Annotated in this window: 11 protein-coding genes; 5 read left to right on the forward strand and 6 right to left on the reverse strand. The window is 73.3% G+C overall.

Annotated features, from left to right (window positions below; genetic code table 11):
- Window positions 1-748 (forward strand): SMP-30/gluconolactonase/LRE family protein (locus ACZ52J_RS24435; protein ID WP_465621669.1); only part of this gene is annotated, 748 nt, incomplete at its 5' end.
- A 43-nt stretch (window positions 749-791) separates the two neighbouring features.
- On the opposite strand, the gene ACZ52J_RS24440 is transcribed toward ACZ52J_RS24435, so the two are convergent.
- From ACZ52J_RS24440 to ACZ52J_RS24450, 3 genes are read right to left on the reverse strand one after another with little or no spacing between them, the layout of a single operon-like run.
- A complete protein-coding gene (locus tag ACZ52J_RS24440) occupies window positions 792-1598 on the reverse strand; it encodes a hypothetical protein (protein ID WP_465621671.1) in 807 nt (268 codons plus the stop codon).
- Window positions 1595-2125, reverse strand: a complete 531-nt coding sequence (locus ACZ52J_RS24445) for a SigE family RNA polymerase sigma factor (RefSeq protein ID WP_465621673.1) — start codon at window positions 2123-2125, stop codon at window positions 1595-1597. The genes ACZ52J_RS24440 and ACZ52J_RS24445 overlap by 4 nt, the downstream gene beginning before the upstream one ends.
- 44 nt (window positions 2126-2169) lie before the next feature.
- Window positions 2170-4821: an RICIN domain-containing protein gene (locus tag ACZ52J_RS24450; protein ID WP_465621675.1), complete on the reverse strand. Its 2652-nt coding sequence runs from the start codon at window positions 4819-4821 to the stop codon at window positions 2170-2172.
- Between the two features lie 510 nt (window positions 4822-5331).
- Between ACZ52J_RS24450 and ACZ52J_RS24455 the strand changes: the two genes are divergently transcribed.
- The 4 genes from ACZ52J_RS24455 (at window position 5332) to ACZ52J_RS24470 (ending at window position 10500) form a co-directional block, all read left to right on the forward strand.
- Window positions 5332-5934: a carbonic anhydrase gene (locus ACZ52J_RS24455; protein ID WP_465621677.1), complete on the forward strand. Its 603-nt coding sequence runs from the start codon at window positions 5332-5334 to the stop codon at window positions 5932-5934.
- Window positions 5935-6082: 148 nt separating this feature from the next.
- Complete coding sequence (locus ACZ52J_RS24460) at window positions 6083-7570, forward strand: SulP family inorganic anion transporter (protein ID WP_465621679.1); 1488 nt, start codon at window positions 6083-6085, stop codon at window positions 7568-7570.
- 428 nt (window positions 7571-7998) lie between these two features.
- Window positions 7999-9030: a LacI family DNA-binding transcriptional regulator gene (locus tag ACZ52J_RS24465; RefSeq protein WP_465621681.1), complete on the forward strand. Its 1032-nt coding sequence runs from the start codon at window positions 7999-8001 to the stop codon at window positions 9028-9030.
- A 381-nt stretch (window positions 9031-9411) separates the two neighbouring features.
- Window positions 9412-10500, forward strand: coding sequence for an aldose epimerase family protein (locus ACZ52J_RS24470; protein ID WP_465621683.1), 1089 nt, complete (start codon window positions 9412-9414; stop codon window positions 10498-10500).
- A 71-nt stretch (window positions 10501-10571) separates the two neighbouring features.
- Here ACZ52J_RS24470 and ACZ52J_RS24475 read toward each other — a convergent pair whose 3' ends face one another.
- The 3 genes from ACZ52J_RS24475 to ACZ52J_RS24485 form a co-directional block, all read right to left on the reverse strand.
- Window positions 10572-12689: a beta-galactosidase gene (locus ACZ52J_RS24475; RefSeq protein ID WP_465621685.1), complete on the reverse strand. Its 2118-nt coding sequence runs from the start codon at window positions 12687-12689 to the stop codon at window positions 10572-10574.
- A gap of 243 nt (window positions 12690-12932) precedes the next feature.
- Window positions 12933-14960 carry a beta-galactosidase gene (locus ACZ52J_RS24480; RefSeq protein ID WP_465621687.1) on the reverse strand — a complete coding sequence of 676 codons (2028 nt, stop codon included), beginning with the start codon at window positions 14958-14960 and terminating at the stop codon, window positions 12933-12935.
- A 27-nt stretch (window positions 14961-14987) separates the two neighbouring features.
- Window positions 14988-16016 (reverse strand): LacI family DNA-binding transcriptional regulator, encoded by a 1029-nt coding sequence (locus tag ACZ52J_RS24485; RefSeq protein ID WP_465621689.1) that lies wholly within the window; start codon window positions 16014-16016, stop codon window positions 14988-14990.
- Between the last annotated feature and the right edge of the window lie 163 nt (window positions 16017-16179).

Genomic DNA, 16179 nt, shown 5'->3' on the forward strand with positions numbered 1-16179 from the left:
CTTCGCCGGCACGATCTTCCGCGAAGACGTCCGGCGCGGCACGGCCGAGCGCTTCATCGAGGCACCGCCCGGTGCCATGGCGGCCGGTGTGGACTTCGACCGGCGCAGCGACCTGCTGTTCGTCGCCGGCGGAACCGGCGGCAAGGCCTACGTCTACGACGTCCGCACCAAGGCGAAGGTCGCCGACTACACCTTCGGCGACCCGCAGACGTCCTTCGTCAACGACGTGGCGGTGACGCCGTACGGCGCGTGGTTCACCGACTCGTACCACCCGCAGCTGTTCTTCGTGCCCGTCGTGGCCGGCGCACTCGGCACGCCGCGCACCCTGCCGCTGAGCGGGCCGGGCGCGGGCGGCTCCCCGGGGAACTTCTTCATGAACGACGTCATCGCCACGCCGTCCGGCGACACGCTGCTCGTGGCCGCCACGACGCCCGGCAAGGTCTACACGGTCAACCCGGCCACCGGGGTCAGCCGGGAGATCGCGGGCGTCAACGCGCCCAGCGTGGTCAGCCTGGTGCTCGAAGGGCACCGGCTCTGGGCGGTGCAGCTCGACGACAGGATCAGCCGGTGGCGCCTCGACGGCGCCCTGAGCCACGGCATCCCCGACGGCACGATCACCGACCCGCTGTTCGACCAGCCCGTCTCGGCGGCGAAGGTCGGCAGCAAGCTCGCCGTCGTCAACTCCCACATCTACAGCGGCACCCCGCCCACCAGCCCGGCTTACGAGGTCCTCCTCGTCGGTGCGTGACCGAAGGACCGCCGAGGCGTAGCCACCCGCTCGTGGCGACCGCTCATTTCCCCGGGGTGAAGCGGCCTCGGACCGCGTGCGCGCCGTCGCCGGACGTGGCTTGCACGGCGTAGCCGTCGGGATCGGCGTCGCGCGTGCCCGCGGTGTGGTTGTACTGCACCGCGAAGAGGCTTTGCGCGGCCGGCACGGTTCGGCCCGGCTTGAGCTCCCAGCGGTAGACGACGGCACCGTCGCTCTCCTGCACGGTGACGGTGAAGTCGTCGCCGGGCCCGGTCTGCCACTGGCCGGTGCTCTCGACGCCGCCGGTCTGCGCGATGCGCACTTCCACGGTGAGCGCGGTCAGCGGCTGGGCGGTGTCGAGGGTGAGGGTGCTCTGCGCCCAGAAGACGGTGCTGTGCGGATCGACGGACCCCTGCGCCGACAACGGCCCGTCCGAGACCCGGTCACCGGCCGGTGCGGCCGGGTTCGTCCCGGTCGACGACGGCCGGGGCGTGGTGGTCCGCTGCGGATGCTCCGGTACCGGCGGCGGGGCCGAACCGCCACTGGCCGGCGCGGAGGGCGTGGCGCTGGGTGGTTCACCCGGGGGCGGAACGGTGAGCGTGGTCCCGACGTCCGGTCGGGCCGGCGCCACCGGGAGGACCCCGGCGACGGCGAGCCCGGCGACGGCCAGGATGCCGGCCGCGGCCGAGCCGGCGAGCACCACTTTGGGCCAGGACCGCGCGAGCTTCGGTACCCGGTGGCGGGCCGGGGTCGCCGCCATACCCCGGTGCACCCTGGCCAGCATCCGGTCGCGGTCGGGCTGGTGGGCTTCGGCGGCCTCGCGCAGCCGCCGGCCGATCTCGTCGTTCACCGGCTCCTCCTCTCCGCCGCCAGGTCCCCGGCCGCCCGCCCGCCGAGCAGGCGTTCCAGCTCGGCCAGTCCCTTCGAGGTCTGGCTCTTCACGGCACCGACCGAGATGCCCAGCGCCCGCGCGGTGTCCTTTTCCGACAGGTCGAAGGCGTGCCTGAGGATGACGCAGGCCCGCTTCCCGAAGGGCAACCGGTCCAAAGCCACCCGCACGTCCACCACGGCGGCCACGTCGGGGCTCCGTTCCTGCTGCGCACCCGGCGACCAGAACAGGGCGATCCGGCGGCGTTCGCGCGTCGCGCCGCGGACCCGTTCCCGCGCCAGGTTCGCGACCACCCCCCGGGCGTAGGCCAGGGGGTGGTCGGCCGCGCGCAGCCGGTCCCAGCGCTGCCACAGGGCGATCAGGGCGTCGGCGGCGATGTCGTCGGCGGCGTCCGTCTCGCCGGTCAGCAGGAACGAGAACCTGGCCAACCCGGCGTAGTGCCGTTCGAAGAACTCGTGGAACTCCGCCGACGTGTCATCGAGGAGCATGTGTCTCGGGTGCTCTCTTCCTACCCAGGTGCTGGTGCCCGCCCTCAGGAAACGTCGCCGTACAGCACACCACGGGCCGCCGCGGAGCCCAGGTAGACCCGGCCGTAGACGTCGGGGTCGCCGGTGATGACGTTGATGTTGCTGCCGCCGAACTGGTGCTGGTCGTCGTTGATCCGGACCCAGGTCGAGCCGCTGTCGGTGGAGCGGAACAGTGCGATGACGCCCTTCACCTTCCCGCTGAGGTAGAGGGCCTGGTAGCCGGCGCCCGGCGCCGCCTTGCCGAAACCGATGGCGCTCGCCCCCTCCACGCCGTCGAGCTTGCGGAAGCTCGCCCCGCCGTCGGTGGAGTGCCGCAGGCCGTTGCCCCCGCCGGCGATCCACAGGTCTCCGGCGACGCCCGGGACCGCCTTGAGCTGCCCGTCGCCCAGACCGGTTCCGCGGGCGGTGAAGTGCCTCCCGCCGTCGGTGCTCGCGTACAGGGTGCCGCCGCTGAGGGCGTAGAAGGTGTTGGCCGCCGAGCGGTCGGCCACCACGGTCGCGTCCTTGGGCAGGCCGGAGGCCGCCGCCCAGGACGCGCCACGGTTGGTGGAGACGAACGGGACCTGGCCCGCCGGAGCCCACACCACGGTGGCGCCGTCCGCCGAGACGGCCGTGGACCCGCCGCCCGCGTCGGCCACCGGAGCGCTCGGGAACGGGGCCCAACCCGCGCCGCCGTCGGTCGAGTAGGCGCCGTGCTGCTGGCCGCCGAGGCCGACCCGCACCATGAACTCCGGTTTCGCCTGGGCGAAGTCGATACCGGTGGTGTTGGAGAACAGCGGCCCGCTCAGCGCCTTCGCGGGGACCTTGGTCAGGTCGTCGTGCCGGAATCCGCTGACGTCGCCGAGCGCGCTGATCAGCGGGAGGCCCGGCGGCTTGGCCAGCCCGAGCGTGGCGGTCTCCTCCAGGCCCTTGGCCGGGACGGTCCAGTGCGTCGGGCGTCCGCTGTCCGCCGCCGTCACGTCGTTGCTCCCCCACATGCCCGACCCGGTGCCGTAGAGCACGTGCCCGGAGTCGAAGGGGTCGATGGCCAGCGCGCCCATCCAGTGCCCGATGCCGGTACCCACGTACGGCGCCGCGGAGTTGTCCCGCTCCGAGGTCGCGCCGAACGCCTTCCAGGTGGCGCCGCCGTCGGTCGAGCGGTAGAGCTCGTCGGAGGGCCACCAGCGGTCCAGCGTGGTGACCATCACCGTCGACGGGTGCTGCGGGTCGACCGCCAGCCCGGCGAAGCCGTAACTGCCGCTGGACGGCGAGACGTTCTTCCAGGCTCCGGTGGACGGCGTGTACTTCCACACCGATCCGGCCGTCACCCCGTTCGGGCCGGGCGCGTTGGTGTACGTCAGGTAGAACGAGCCGTCGCCGGACAGCACGCCGTGCTGCGGCAGTTGCCCCGTGGGCTGGCCGGTGACGGCCTGCCAGGTGGTGCCGCCGTCGGTGGAGCGGTACAGCGAGGTGGACTTGTCGGCCACGCCGACGTAGATCGTCCGGCTGCCGGACGGGCCGAAGGTCACGAAGGACAGGCCGACCCCGCTGCTCGCACCGTCCTTGACGGGGAAGCCGCCGACCTGGCTCCAGGTCGCGCCGTAGTCGGTGCTGCGCCACAGGCCGTTCTTGCGGGTGCCGAGGTAGAGCGTGCCGTGGTTGTCGGGGTCCACCACCAGTCGCTCGCCCATGGACCGGCCGTCCTCGTTGCCGCCGAGCTTGAACGGCAGGTCGGTGCGCTGGAACGTCCGGCCCTGGTCGGTGGAGCGCAGGATCGCGCCGTTGCCCGCCCAGTCGTTGGTGTAGGTGCCGCTCGCGAGGTACAGGCGGTTCGGGTCGACCGGGTCGGTGGCCAGGCTCTCGATCCCCAGCAGGTTCCAGTCCGCCCCGCCGATCCAGTCGGTCAGTGAGGTCCACCGTCCGGCGGCCGCGTCCCAGCGGTACGCGCCGCCGATGTCGGTCCGGGCGTACAGCAGGTCCTTGCGGGCGGGGTTGAAGACCAGTCCGGTGACGAACCCGCCGCCGACGATCTGCGCGTTGTGCCAGGTGTACCCGCCCGTACCGGACACCTTCACCAGCTTCCACTGCTGGTTGGTGGCGCCCCGGTCCGCGTACTGGATGAGCGGGACGCCCTCGTCCTTGCCACCGCCCCACACGTCCAGCACCATGCCACTGGCGCGGGAGACGAACTTCACCGCGCCGTCCCCCGCGTCCGCCATCCGCCACTGCTGCGCGGCGGAGGCGTGGTCGCTCTGCTGCTCGACGGCGGCGGTGGACTGCGCGGAGTCACCGCGCACCCCGAGGACCTTGCGGCTGCTGCGGTTCTCCAGTTCGTAGTAGCCGTCCGCCGCCAGCCGCAGCCGCCACTGCTGGCTCACTGCCCCGGCCACGCGGTTCATCTGCCGGGCCCAGGCGCCGTCGGCGGCGTCCGCACCGGGCACGTCCAGGGCCTTGTCGCTGCGGACGGACACCAGCGTGTAGTAGGCGTCGGGGTCCACCGAGGCGGCCTTCGAGTCGGCCTGCACGAACAGCAGGTACGGGCCGAGCACCCCGGGCACGCCCAGCGCCAGGCCCAGCGTGGTCCAGCGCCGACGGTGGCGCCCACGGGGACGCCGCACGCCACCGGCCGCGCGGGTGCGCCGGCCACGGCCGTCCGCGGTGGGATCCGTCTCGTTCATGGGTGCTACTCCTTGCTTCGGCCCCGCTGACGCACACCCGTCTGGTCGGGGTGCGCGCCGGCGGTCGGCGGTGGGATCGGACGATCCGTGGGCGTGACGCCCTCGGTGTCGCCTGTCAGTTGCCGCCGTCGCGGGGGAGGTTGCCGCCCGTTCGGAAACTTTTCGGCCGAGCCGTGAGCGGGAGGCACGGGAGCACCTCCCGAGGGCGCGCGTCCGGGTGGCGGCTTTCCAGAGCGGAAGGCTCCCTGCCGTTCGAGGCAACAGGATGTTAACGAGATCGGCACAACTTGCGCCCGGAACGCGTCTTTACTCTTCTCATGGCCGTGCTTTACTCACTCTTGACGCGCCATCAGGCCGCCGGAGCGGCTCCGATGGCGACGCGGCCCAGCGGCGTGCCGCGCCCGTCGTGCTGACGCACCCTTCCGCCTGGAACGCACGTTTCCGAGGCACCGCCCCGTCCATCGCTCCTCCGGCCGAAACCGCCGGGGTCACGAAGGAGGCACAAACCCCATGGATCCGCTCATCGACCGGGCCCGGGCCTTCCCGCAGCGCGCCGGCGACACCGGCCGGGAACTCACCGGCCTCGCCGCCGGCCAGGCACCCCAGGCCCTCTTCATCACCTGCTCGGACTCGCGCGTGGTGCCCGCGCTGATCACCAACGCCGACCCCGGCGACCTCTTCGAGCTCCGCACCGCCGGCAACATCGTCCCCGCCTACCGGGACGAGCTCGCCTCGGGCGAGGCCGCCACCATCGAGTACGCCGTCGAGGTGCTCGGCGTCCGCGACATCGTGGTCTGCGGCCACTCGCACTGCGGTGCCGTCGGCGCCGTGGTCCGCGGCGAGGACCTCAGCGTCGTTCCCGCCGTCCGTGCCTGGTTGCGCCAGGCCGACCGGGCCGACCTGGGCGCGGACGGCGCGGACGTGTTCGATCCCACGGTCGCCGGGCCCGTGCAGCGCCACGTCCTCACCCAGCTGGACCGGCTGCGCGGCTACCCGGCCGTCGCGCGGCGGCTGCGCGAGGGCGGGATCCGGCTGCACGGCTGGTTCTACGAGATCCACACCGGGCTGGTGCTCGCCCACCGGCCCGACAGCAACCTCTTCCTACCGCTGTGAGTTCGCGTGAGTCCGCTGTGAAGCCGCTGCGAATCGGGGTGCCCCGTCGGTGATCCACGGCCCCCAGCCCAGCAAAGCCCGCGCCCCGCGGCGCCACCACCACCCTCCGGACCGACACCGTCCGCACCGCTACTCTCCCGAGGACCCGATGACCCGTCGTCCCGCCCTTCGGCTGAGCACTCTGCGCTCTGACCTCCCCGCTTCCATCGTCGTCTTCCTGGTCGCGCTCCCGCTCTGCGTGGGCGTCGCCGTCGCCTCCGGTGCACCGGCCGAACTCGGCCTGATCACCGGCATCGTGGGCGGCCTGGTGACCGGGCTGATGCCCGGCAGCAGCCTCCAGGTGTCCGGCCCCGCCGCCGGCCTGACCGTGCTGGTCTTCGCCGCCGTCCAGGAACACGGCCTCGCCACCCTCGGCGTCATCACCGCCGTGGCCGGCCTGCTCCAACTCGCCATGGGCGCGGCCCGACTCGGCCGACTGTTCCGGGCGATATCCGTCTCCGTCGTCCACGGCATGCTCGCCGGGATCGGTCTCGTCCTGATCGCCGGTCAGCTCTACGCCTTGGCCGACGCCAAGGGACCGGCCGACGGCCTCGCCAAACTGGCCGGCCTCCCGGGCCTGGCCGCCGATGTCGCCAGGGGCCCGCAGGCCCTCGCCGCCGCCGCGATCGGCGCCGCGACGGTGGCGGTCCTGCTGCTCTGGACGCGTCTGCCCGCCCGGGTCCGGAGGGTGCCCGCACCGCTCGCCGCCGTCGCCGCCGCGACGGCCGTCACCGCGCTGTTCGACCTGCCCGTCGCCCGGGTCCGGGTGGCCGGTCTCGCGGGGGTGGTCCACCTGCCCGGCGGCTCCGAACTCGCGGCGCTCGGCAGCCTCGGCGTCCTCGGCACGGCGCTCGCGTTCGCACTGATCGCCTCGGCCGAGAGCCTGTTCAGCGCCGCGGCCGTCGACCGCCTGCACGACGGCCCGCGCACGGACTACGACCGCGAGCTGCTCGCGCAGGGCGTCGGCAACACCGTCTGCGGAATCCTCGGCGCGCTCCCGATGACCGCCGTGATCGTCCGCAGTGCTGCCAACGTGCAGGCCGGCGCCCGCACCAAGGCCTCTCGGGTCCTGCACGGACTGTGGCTGCTGCTCTTCGCCGCACTGTTCCCGGCCGCGCTCTCCGCCATCCCGCTCGCCGCCCTGGCCGGCGTCCTGGTGCACGCCGGCGCCAAGCTGGTCCCGGTCCGTACGCTGCGCCCGCTCTGGCGGGCCGATCGCGGCGAAGCGGCGATCCTGACGGTCACCGCCCTGACCATCGTGGTGACCAACCTGCTCGAAGGCGTGCTGCTCGGCCTGCTCCTCGCGGTGCTCAAGAGTGCCTGGGACACCTCGCACCTCCACATCGCGGTCGTCGATCCGGCCGACGGTGCCGTGCGCGTGACCCTGCACGGCAACGCCACCTTCCTTCGGCTGCCCCGGCTGCTGGAGACCCTGGAGTCCCTGGAGGAACTGCCCGCCGACCGGCCCGTCCGGCTCGACCTCTCCGGCGTGCGCCACCTCGACCACGCCTGCCGCACCGCCCTGGAGCAGTGGCAGGAGCGCCACAACCGCAGCGGCTCCGCCGAGTTGGTCGGGCTCCCGGTAGCGGTGGCCTGACCGGTCCGGCGCCCGGGCGGTCGGCAGGTTTCCGCGCTCGGGGATCGCCCTGGCCCCGTCGGTTCCCGCCTTCCGCACCGGACTCCGGAACCTCTCTTGCGCGCAGAGGACCGCATGGAGAGAGGACTGCATGGAGAGAGGTCTGCGCGGAGAGGCGGGCGGAGGGGAGACCGCTCACCGATCCGATCCTGATCCGAACGCGCTGAGTGCCGAACCCCTCACCGCTCGCTGTCGCCGTGCGGGCAGCGGGACAGTGATCTCGGCATTCACCTCCGTGGCGCGGATGTGAGCGTTAACTTGGCAATGTAGACAGATGTGAGCACCCTGCGTGGCTGGTATGAAGGGAGCCGCCCTTTGAACCGAGGGTGACGAATTGGCCTGGACCTGGTCGCGTACTGTGGTCGACAGCGCCGAGGAGGGGACTGCGAGTGGGAACCGAGAGTGCCGGGACGGAACAGCGCCAGCCCGTGATGTCGGACGTGGCGAAGCTGGCGGGGGTGTCCCATCAGACGGTGTCCCGGGTGCTCAACGGTGCCCCGCACGTGCGGCCCGGCACCCGGGACCGGGTGCTGGCGGCCATACGGGAGCTGGACTACCGGCCCAACTCCGCCGCCCGCGCGCTCGTCACCCGTCGCTCGCAGACTCTCGGCGTGGTGAGCTTCGACTCGACGCTCTATGGCCCGGCCTCGATGCTGGACGGCATCGAGCGGGCCGCGCGCAGCGCCGGCTACTTCGTGAGCGTGGCCAGTCTGCGTTCCCTGGACGGCCGGTCGGTCCAGGAGGCCGTGGACCGGCTGCGCGACCAGGGCGTGGAGGGCGTCGTCGTGATCGCGCCGCAGACCTCCGCCGTCAGTGCGGTCGCTCGGCTCTCCAGCTCGGTGCCGATCGTGGCGGTCGGGTCCGGCAACCAGACCCGGGTGCCCATGGTGTCGGTGGGCAACCGCTTCGGTGCCGGGGAGGCCACCGGGCACCTGCTCGACCTGGGGCACCGTACCGTGCACCACCTGGCGGGGCCGGCCAACTGGGTGGAGAGCCAGGACCGCGAGGAGGGCTGGCGCCTCACGCTGCAGGCGGCCGGAGCCCCCGTGCCGGACGTGGAACGCGGCGACTGGAGCGCCCGCTCGGGCTACCAGGCGGGACTGCGGATCGCGCAACTCCCCGACGTCACCGCCGTCTTCTGCGCCAACGACCACATGGCCCTCGGCCTGCTGCGCGCCCTGCACGAGGCCGGCCGGTCGGTCCCCGACGAGATCAGCGTGGTGGGCTTCGACGACATCCCCGAGGCCGCCTACTTCATCCCGCCGCTGAGCACCGTGCGCCAGGACTTCGGCGAACTCGGCCGCCGCGCCCTGGAACTGCTCGTCGGGGAGTTGGAGAGCACCGCCCCCTCGCCGACCCATGCGCAGATCACCCCGGAGCTCGTGCTGCGCCGCAGCGCGGGCCCGGCCCTCCGACGGTGAACCGGTAGCCGATCCGCAGCGGCCCCGATCACCCGGATCGCGGGCTCCGGTCGCGGACCTGCCTTGACAGCATCTTTGTTAGCGCTAACAATCATCGTGAGCGTTGACGACAACGCCCTTCCCACTCCGTCGGCCAGGCCACCGCATCCCGCTTCCGTTTGCCTGGCCGACGGCCACTCGTTCCGCCCTTCAGAGGGAGAGGTGGCGGAACGGAGCCTGTCGCCGGTGTGCTCTGCCCTGCCCCGGCCGACGACCGCACCGGCGACAGGCCACCCTGCAGACTCCCCACCAAGGACGAGGAAAGTGTTCGACGACCTCGCCTCATCCTGAACCCCTCATCCCGAACTCCTTTCCCGCACCCCGTTGAACGGAGAGCAGCCCGTGCCCAGAGACGTACTCGTCTCCCCCGGCGACCTGATGGTGGCCCAGGAGGTCGCCGGGGTCATGCCGGACGGCCGGCGCATCACCCGCTGGACGTTCGGCTCCCGGGCCGGGGTGACGGCGGAGGTGCTCAGCCTGGGCGCCCGCCTCCAAGCCCTGAACGCGCCGGACCGGGCCGGGCGGACGGCCAATGTGGTCCTCGGCGGCGGAAGCATCGAGGACCTGCTCGGCCAAGCGTCGTACCTCGGCGCGACCGTCGGCCGCTATGCCAACCGGATCGCGCGCGGTGTGCTGCCCCTCGACGGCGCGACGTACCGGCTGGCCACCCAGCTCACCGGGCACACCCTGCACGGTGGTCCGGACGGCTTCGCCACCCGCCTCTGGGACGGCGTTCCGGTCCGGGCGGACCGGCAGGTCGGCGTCCGTTTCCGCCTGCGCAGCCCCGCCGGGGACCAGGGGTTCCCGGGGGCCGTCACCGCCGAGGTGACGTACCTGCTCGATTCCGGTGGCGAGCTCTCGATCACCTACCAGGCGGCCACCGACGCGCCGACGGTCGTCAACCTCACCAACCACGCGTACTTCAACCTGGCCGGCGAGGGCCGCGGAACGGTGCTCGACCACCTGCTCCGCGTCGAGGCCGCCGGGTACCTCCCGGTGGACGGCGACCTGATCCCGCTCGGCCCGGTCGAGCCGGTCGCCGGCACTCCGTTCGACCTGCGCCGCGCCCGGCGGATCGGTACCTGCATCACTGCGGAGAACCCCCAACTCCTGGCGGCCGGAGGCGGGTTCGACCACAACTGGGTGCTCGGCGGCACGGGGTTCCGCCGGGCCGCCCTGCTGAGCCACCCGGTGAGCGGCCGGCACGTCGAGTGCCTGACCACGGAGCCGGGGCTCCAGGTCTACACCGGGAACCACTTCGACGGCTCGCTGACCGGTCGATCCGGCCGCCGGTACGCCGCGCACGCGGGCATCGCGTTGGAGACCCAGCACTTCCCGGACTCGCCCAACCGGCCCGACTACCCCTCCACCCTGCTGCGCCCGGGGGAGAAGTACCGGTCGAGGACGGTGTACCGCTTCTCGGCCCAGTAGCGGCGCGGCCGCCGAGCGGTGGAGGGGCGGTGGGCCCGGCGGGGCCCATCGCCCCTCCACCTTTTCCGTCCTCAGCCGGCGACGAAGACCCGCACGTCCCAGGCGCCGAGGGAGACCGACCCGCCGGCGGGCACCGAGGCGCCGCCCAGCACGTTGGTCAGGTCCACCGGGGCCTGGGCGCGGGTGGGCTGCCAACTCCAGTTGTGCACCACGTGGACGCGGCGCCCGTCCGGGGCCGTCCCGGTGGTCGCGGTGACGGACGCGGGCAGGTCACGCCAGCCACTGGCGGCGGCGGGGGCCAGCCAGGCGGCCAGCGTCCGGGCCAGGTCGCGTCCGGGCACCGTGCCCACGCAGGTCACCCGGCCGGCACCGTGGGCGCGGGTGGTGACGGCGGACCAGCGGCCGAAGTGCGGGTGGTCGTACCCGGCCAGCACGGTGGCATCGGTGGCGGTGAGGCCCTCCACCCACCGGGTCGCGGTCGTGCCCGACGGAAGCGCCAGCGCACTGCCGGGTACGGCGCGCAGCGGGAGGTCCGCGGGCAGGTTGCTGAACTCGTCGTACCAGGCGCCCGCGGCTGCCGTCAGGCGTGGCGGGGCGGTCTCGTGGCGGGCCCGGGCCTCGTGGTCGGCGTAGCCGGTGCGGGGGCCGAGCACGAGGTGGCCGCCGGCCTCGGCGTAGGCCGCGAACCAGTCCAGCAGCGAGTCCTCGGCGAGGTACAGCCCGGGGACGATCAGGACGGGGTGGCGCCGGGCGGCCACGTCGGGTGCCACGCCGTGGCGCTCCCCCCGGGCGTCGTGCAGCTGGCGGGCGTGCAGGATCCGCACCTGGCGGCCGGCCTCGAAGGCGCCGCGGTAGAACGGGTCGAAGACGCGGTGGTAGGAGGCCGGGTCGGGGCTGCCGTCCGGCTTCGCGAGCGGCGGGTACTTCTGCATCAGCCACTTGCTGGGCGTCGAGTAGACCATGGTGATGTCGGCGTCCGGGTCGAGTCCGGCGACCAGCGCCCCCGCCGTCTCGAACTCGGCTCCCAGGCGGGCGAGTTCGGCGTACACCCGGCCGGGCCTGCCGCTGTGCGGCAGAATGCCGCCCCAGTACGTCTCGGCGCCGAAGTGCAGGGTGTGCCAGTGCCAGTACTCGATCATCCGCGCGCCGCGCGAGACCAGGGCCCAGGCGGCCTGCCGCCACTGGCCGTCGAAGGCCGGCCGGTTCTCCGAAGTGCCGCTGATGGCCTGGGCGTTGGTCTCGGTGACCAGGAACGGCTCCTGGCGGGAGGAGAAGATCCGGTCGGCGCTCTGGTACAGCGCCCACACGCCGGCGGTCTTCCACCACTGCTCGTGGTCCTCGGGCGTGGGGTCGGGCAGTGCGAGGGCGTCCTGCATGTCGTAGTACGGGTTGCCCGCGGTGACGTCCAGGGCGTCGGTGATCTCGTCGTCCTCCAGCGCCGGGTGGTTGTAGGCGAGGCAGGTGGTGACGAACTGGTCGGGCCGGGCGTACTCACGGGTGATGTCGGCCTGCCAGGCGACGAACTCGGTGGTCTGGCGGGCCTGGAACGCCCGCCAGGCGACGTCGTACTGCGGCTGCTGGTTGTCGTCGGGTCGCCACAGGTCGGCCCAGGTGGAGAGCCGGTGCGACCAGTAGACCAGGCCCCACTCCCGGTTGAGGGTCTCCACGTCGCCGTAGGTGTGCCGCAGGTGGTCGACGAAGCGCTGGAACACGCCGTGGTTGTGCGGCAGGCGCAGACCGGGCTCGTTGTCCACCTGGAAGCCGATGACGGCGGGGTGCGAGGCGTGGCGGGCGAGGATCGCCCGGGTGACGCGTTCGGCGTGGTGGCGGAAGGCGGGGTGGGAGAAGTCGGCCTCCTGGCGGGCTCCCCAGCCCATCGGCCGGCCGGTCGCCTGCTCGGTGACGATCTCCGGGTACTGCCGGGACAGCCACGGCGGCACGGCGTACGTGGGGGTGCCGAGGACGACGGAGATACCGCGCTCGTGGGCGCCGTCGAGCACCGGCGTCAGCCAGTCCAACTCGAACCGGCCGCTCTCGGGCTCCCAGGTGGACCAGACGGACTCGCCGACCCGGATGACGGTGAACTTCGCCTCCGTCATCAGGTCGAGGTCTTCCTTGAGCCGCTCGTACGGCTGGTACTCGTGGTAGTAGGCCGCGCCGAACAGGACGCGCGGGGGCAGCGGGACCATGGGTTCACCTCGGGACGTGAGGAACTCCGGCCGCCGAGGGGCCGACGGCCGGGGTGGGGAGGGCGGGGTGGACAGGACGGGGTGGGCAGGACGGTTGATCAGGCGGTGGTGCCGGTCACCGTGTGCGTTGGCGTCGTACATGGGAACGAAGGCATGGCCGAACCGAGTTCGGCTCGCGGTCGCCCGGGCCGGTCTCCGGCTCCAGGGCGTCGTGGCCCCGGCGGATCGTCTCGCGTGGGTCGCTCAGGGACGCTTCCTCGGTGGGGCGGGGGAGACGCGGGGCGCGTTCAGCGCGCGCAGGACCGCGCAGCCGCCGGGGGCCAGTTCGTCGACGGTGCCGTCGGTGAGCAGGTCGTGGCCCGGCCGGGGCAGCGGCACGGCGTCGGCGCGGTGGTTGAGCAGCAGGTGCCAGCCCCGGCCGTCCGGGGCGTGCCGGGTGACGGCTTCGACGCCGGCCGGCAGGCCGGGCAGCTCCGGGACGACCCCGGCCTCCGCCAGCAGACGGCCGATCAGGGCGGCGTACCCGGGGTCGTCCAGGCGGGTGGAGAGGTACCAGCCCCGGCCGGAACCGAACCGGTGGCGGGTCAGGGCCGGGCTTCCGGCGAGCATGCCCTCGGTGTAGGCGGCGAGCGCCTCGGCGCCCTCGGTGCGCAGGGACTCGCTCCAGGAGGTGGCCGTCGAGCCGTCGGACAGCGCGATCTCCTCGCCCTTCCGCAGCGGACGGTGCTCCTCGACCCGGATGCCGAGGGCCTCGCGCAGCGGTGCGGCCGGGTAGCCGCCGAGCCGGGCGTGGAGGCGTGCGTCGACGGTGCCGCCGAAGTGCTGGACGAGCAGGGTGCCGCCGGCGGCGACGTAGCGGCGCAGGTTCTCGGCGCCCGCGTCGGTGAGCAGGAACAGGGCCGGGGCGAGGACGACCCGGTAGCGGCTCAGGTCGTGTTCGGGGTGGGCGAAGTCGACCGTCCGGCCGGCGTCCCACAGTGCCCGGTGGGCGCGGCGCAGTGCGGCGAGGTAGTCGAGCTCGCAGGACGGGAGCCCGTCGACGTTCATCGCCCACCAGGCGTCGGAGTCGTGCAGGACGGCGACCTCGGCCCGGACGGTGGAGCCGGCGAGTTCGCCGAGCCGGGCGATGGCCTCCCCGGTCGCCGTGACCTCGCGGAAGGTGCGGCTGTCCGGCCCGGCGTGCGGGACCATCGACGAGTGCCACTGCTCGGCGCCGGCCCGGGACTGGCGCCACTGGAAGAACAGGGCGCCCTCCGCGCCGCGGGCGATGTGGGCGAGCGAGTGGCGCAGGATCTCACCCGGTTCCTTGGCGAGCACGCGGCCGCCGGCGTAGACGGTGTTGGTGCCCTGTTCCATCAGCAGCCAGGGGGCGCCGCCGGCGAAGGAGCGGGCCCGGTCGGCGTCGAAGGCGGCCTGGGCGGCGGCGTCGATGCCGGGGGCGGTGGGGTAGTGGTTGACGGAGACCAGGTCGACCTCGCGGCCGAAGGCCCACAGGTCCAGGTTCTGGTAGCCGGGCAGCATGAGGTTGGTCGTCACCGGGCGGTCGCTGTGGGCGCGGATCGCGTCGCGCTGCTCGCGGTAGGCGGCGAGGGTCTCGTCGGACCAGAAGCGGCTGTAGTCCAGCGCCTGGCCGGGGTTCTTGTGCCACTGGGTGGCGCGCGGCGGCAGGATCTGCTCCCAGGAGCTGTAGCCCTGGCTCCAGAAGGCCGTCCCCCAGGCCTCGTTGAGGGCGTCGAGGGAGCCGTGGCGGGCGCGCAGCCAGACCCGGAAAGCGGCCGCGGCGTGGTCGCAGTAGCAGAGGGTCGCGTACTCGTTGTGCACGTGCCACAGGGCGAGCGCCGGGTGGTCGCCGTAGCGTTCGGCGAGGGCGCCGGCGATGCGGCGGGCGGCCCGGCGGTAGGCGGGCGCGGCGAGGCAGTAGGTGTCCCGGCTGCCGTGGGTCAGGCGGGCGCCGTCGGGGCGGACCGTCAGGGCGTCCGGGTGGGCCAGGCTGAACCAGGGCGGCGGGGAGGCGGTGGGGGTGGCCAGGTCGACGGCGACGCCGGCCGCGTGCAGCCGGTCGAGGTGGGCGTCGAGCCAGTCGAAGTCGTAGCGGCCCTCCTCGGGCTCCGTCAGGGCCCAGGAGAAGACGCCGACGGTGGCGAGGTTGACCCGCGCCCGGCGCATCAGCTCGTCGTCCTGCTTCCACACCTCCGCGTCCCACTGCTCGGGGCTGTAGTCCCCGCCGTAGGCGAGGCCGCCGAGGCGGTCGGTGAGCCGGCGGATGTCCATCTGGGAACCGTCCCTCTCGTCGTGGTGTCAACTTCGGTGCGGCGCCGGGGCGGTGCTTTCGCGGACCATCAGCTCCGGCGGCATCAGGAGGAGCCGGTCCTCCGGATCGTCGCCCGCGGCGCGCGCGGCGATCCTGGCCATGACCTGCTCGACGGCGACCTGCCCGAGGTCCTTCCGGGGGCTGGTCACGGAGGTGAGCCGGGGAGAGTGCTGCTCGGCCAGCGGGTCGGGGCAGATGGCGATGACGGAGGCGTCCTCCGGCACGGTTCGCCCGCCGGCGCGCAGCAGGCTCAGCAGCGGGCCGATCGCGGCCTCGTTCTGCACGACGAAGCCGGTGGTGTCCGGGCGGTCCGCGAGGATCCGGGCCAGGGTGCCGGCGGTGCTCTCGTAGGTGCCTTCGCACGGGCGGTGGAGGAAGCGCAGGCCGCGTCGTTCGGCGCGGGCGCGAAAGCCGGTCAGGGTGCGCTCGGCGTAGCCGGCGTGCCGTCGGTAGACGCCGCTGCTGTAACCGATGAAGGCGATGTCGCGGTGGCCGAGGTCGGCCAGGTGGTCGGCGCACAGGGCGCCGGCAGTGGCGAAGTCGTGGTCGACGCAGGAGAGTCCGGCGGGGTCGTCGGGCAGGCCGATGAGGGCGGCCGGGATGTCCTCGGCCCGCAGGACCGGGACGCGGTCGTCGTCCAGCCGCACGTCCATCAGGATGACGCCGTCGGCGAGTCCGGTGGCGGCGACCCGGCGGACGCCTTCGGGCCCTTCGTCGTTGGTGAGCAGCAGGACGTCGTAGCCGTGTTCGCGGGCCGCCACGGTGACCGCGATGGCGATCTCCATCATCGTGGGCACGTGCACCTCGGGGTGGAGCGGCACCACCAGGGCGATGATGTGCGAACGCTTGCCGGCCAGGGCCCGGGCACCCGCGTTGGGGTGGTAGCCGAGGTCCGTGATGGCCTGTTCGACGCGGATCCTGGTCTCGTCGGAGATCGGGCGCTTGCCGCTGAGGGCGTAGCTGACCGTGCTGGACGAGACGCCGGCGTGCCTGGCCACATCGGCGAGTGTCACCATCGCTCTGGTTCCTTCGTGTCGGTTCCGGTGGGGAGCGGTCCCGGCCGTGCGCCGGGGAGGTCCGCGCGGGACCGCTCCGGGTCCGTGGGGCCCGGCTGGCCCGGGCGGACGACTCAGCCCTTGATCGCGCCGATGAGGACACCGGTACGCAGGTGCTTCTGCA

It is taken from the genome of Kitasatospora sp. NPDC034035, assembly GCF_055575755.1.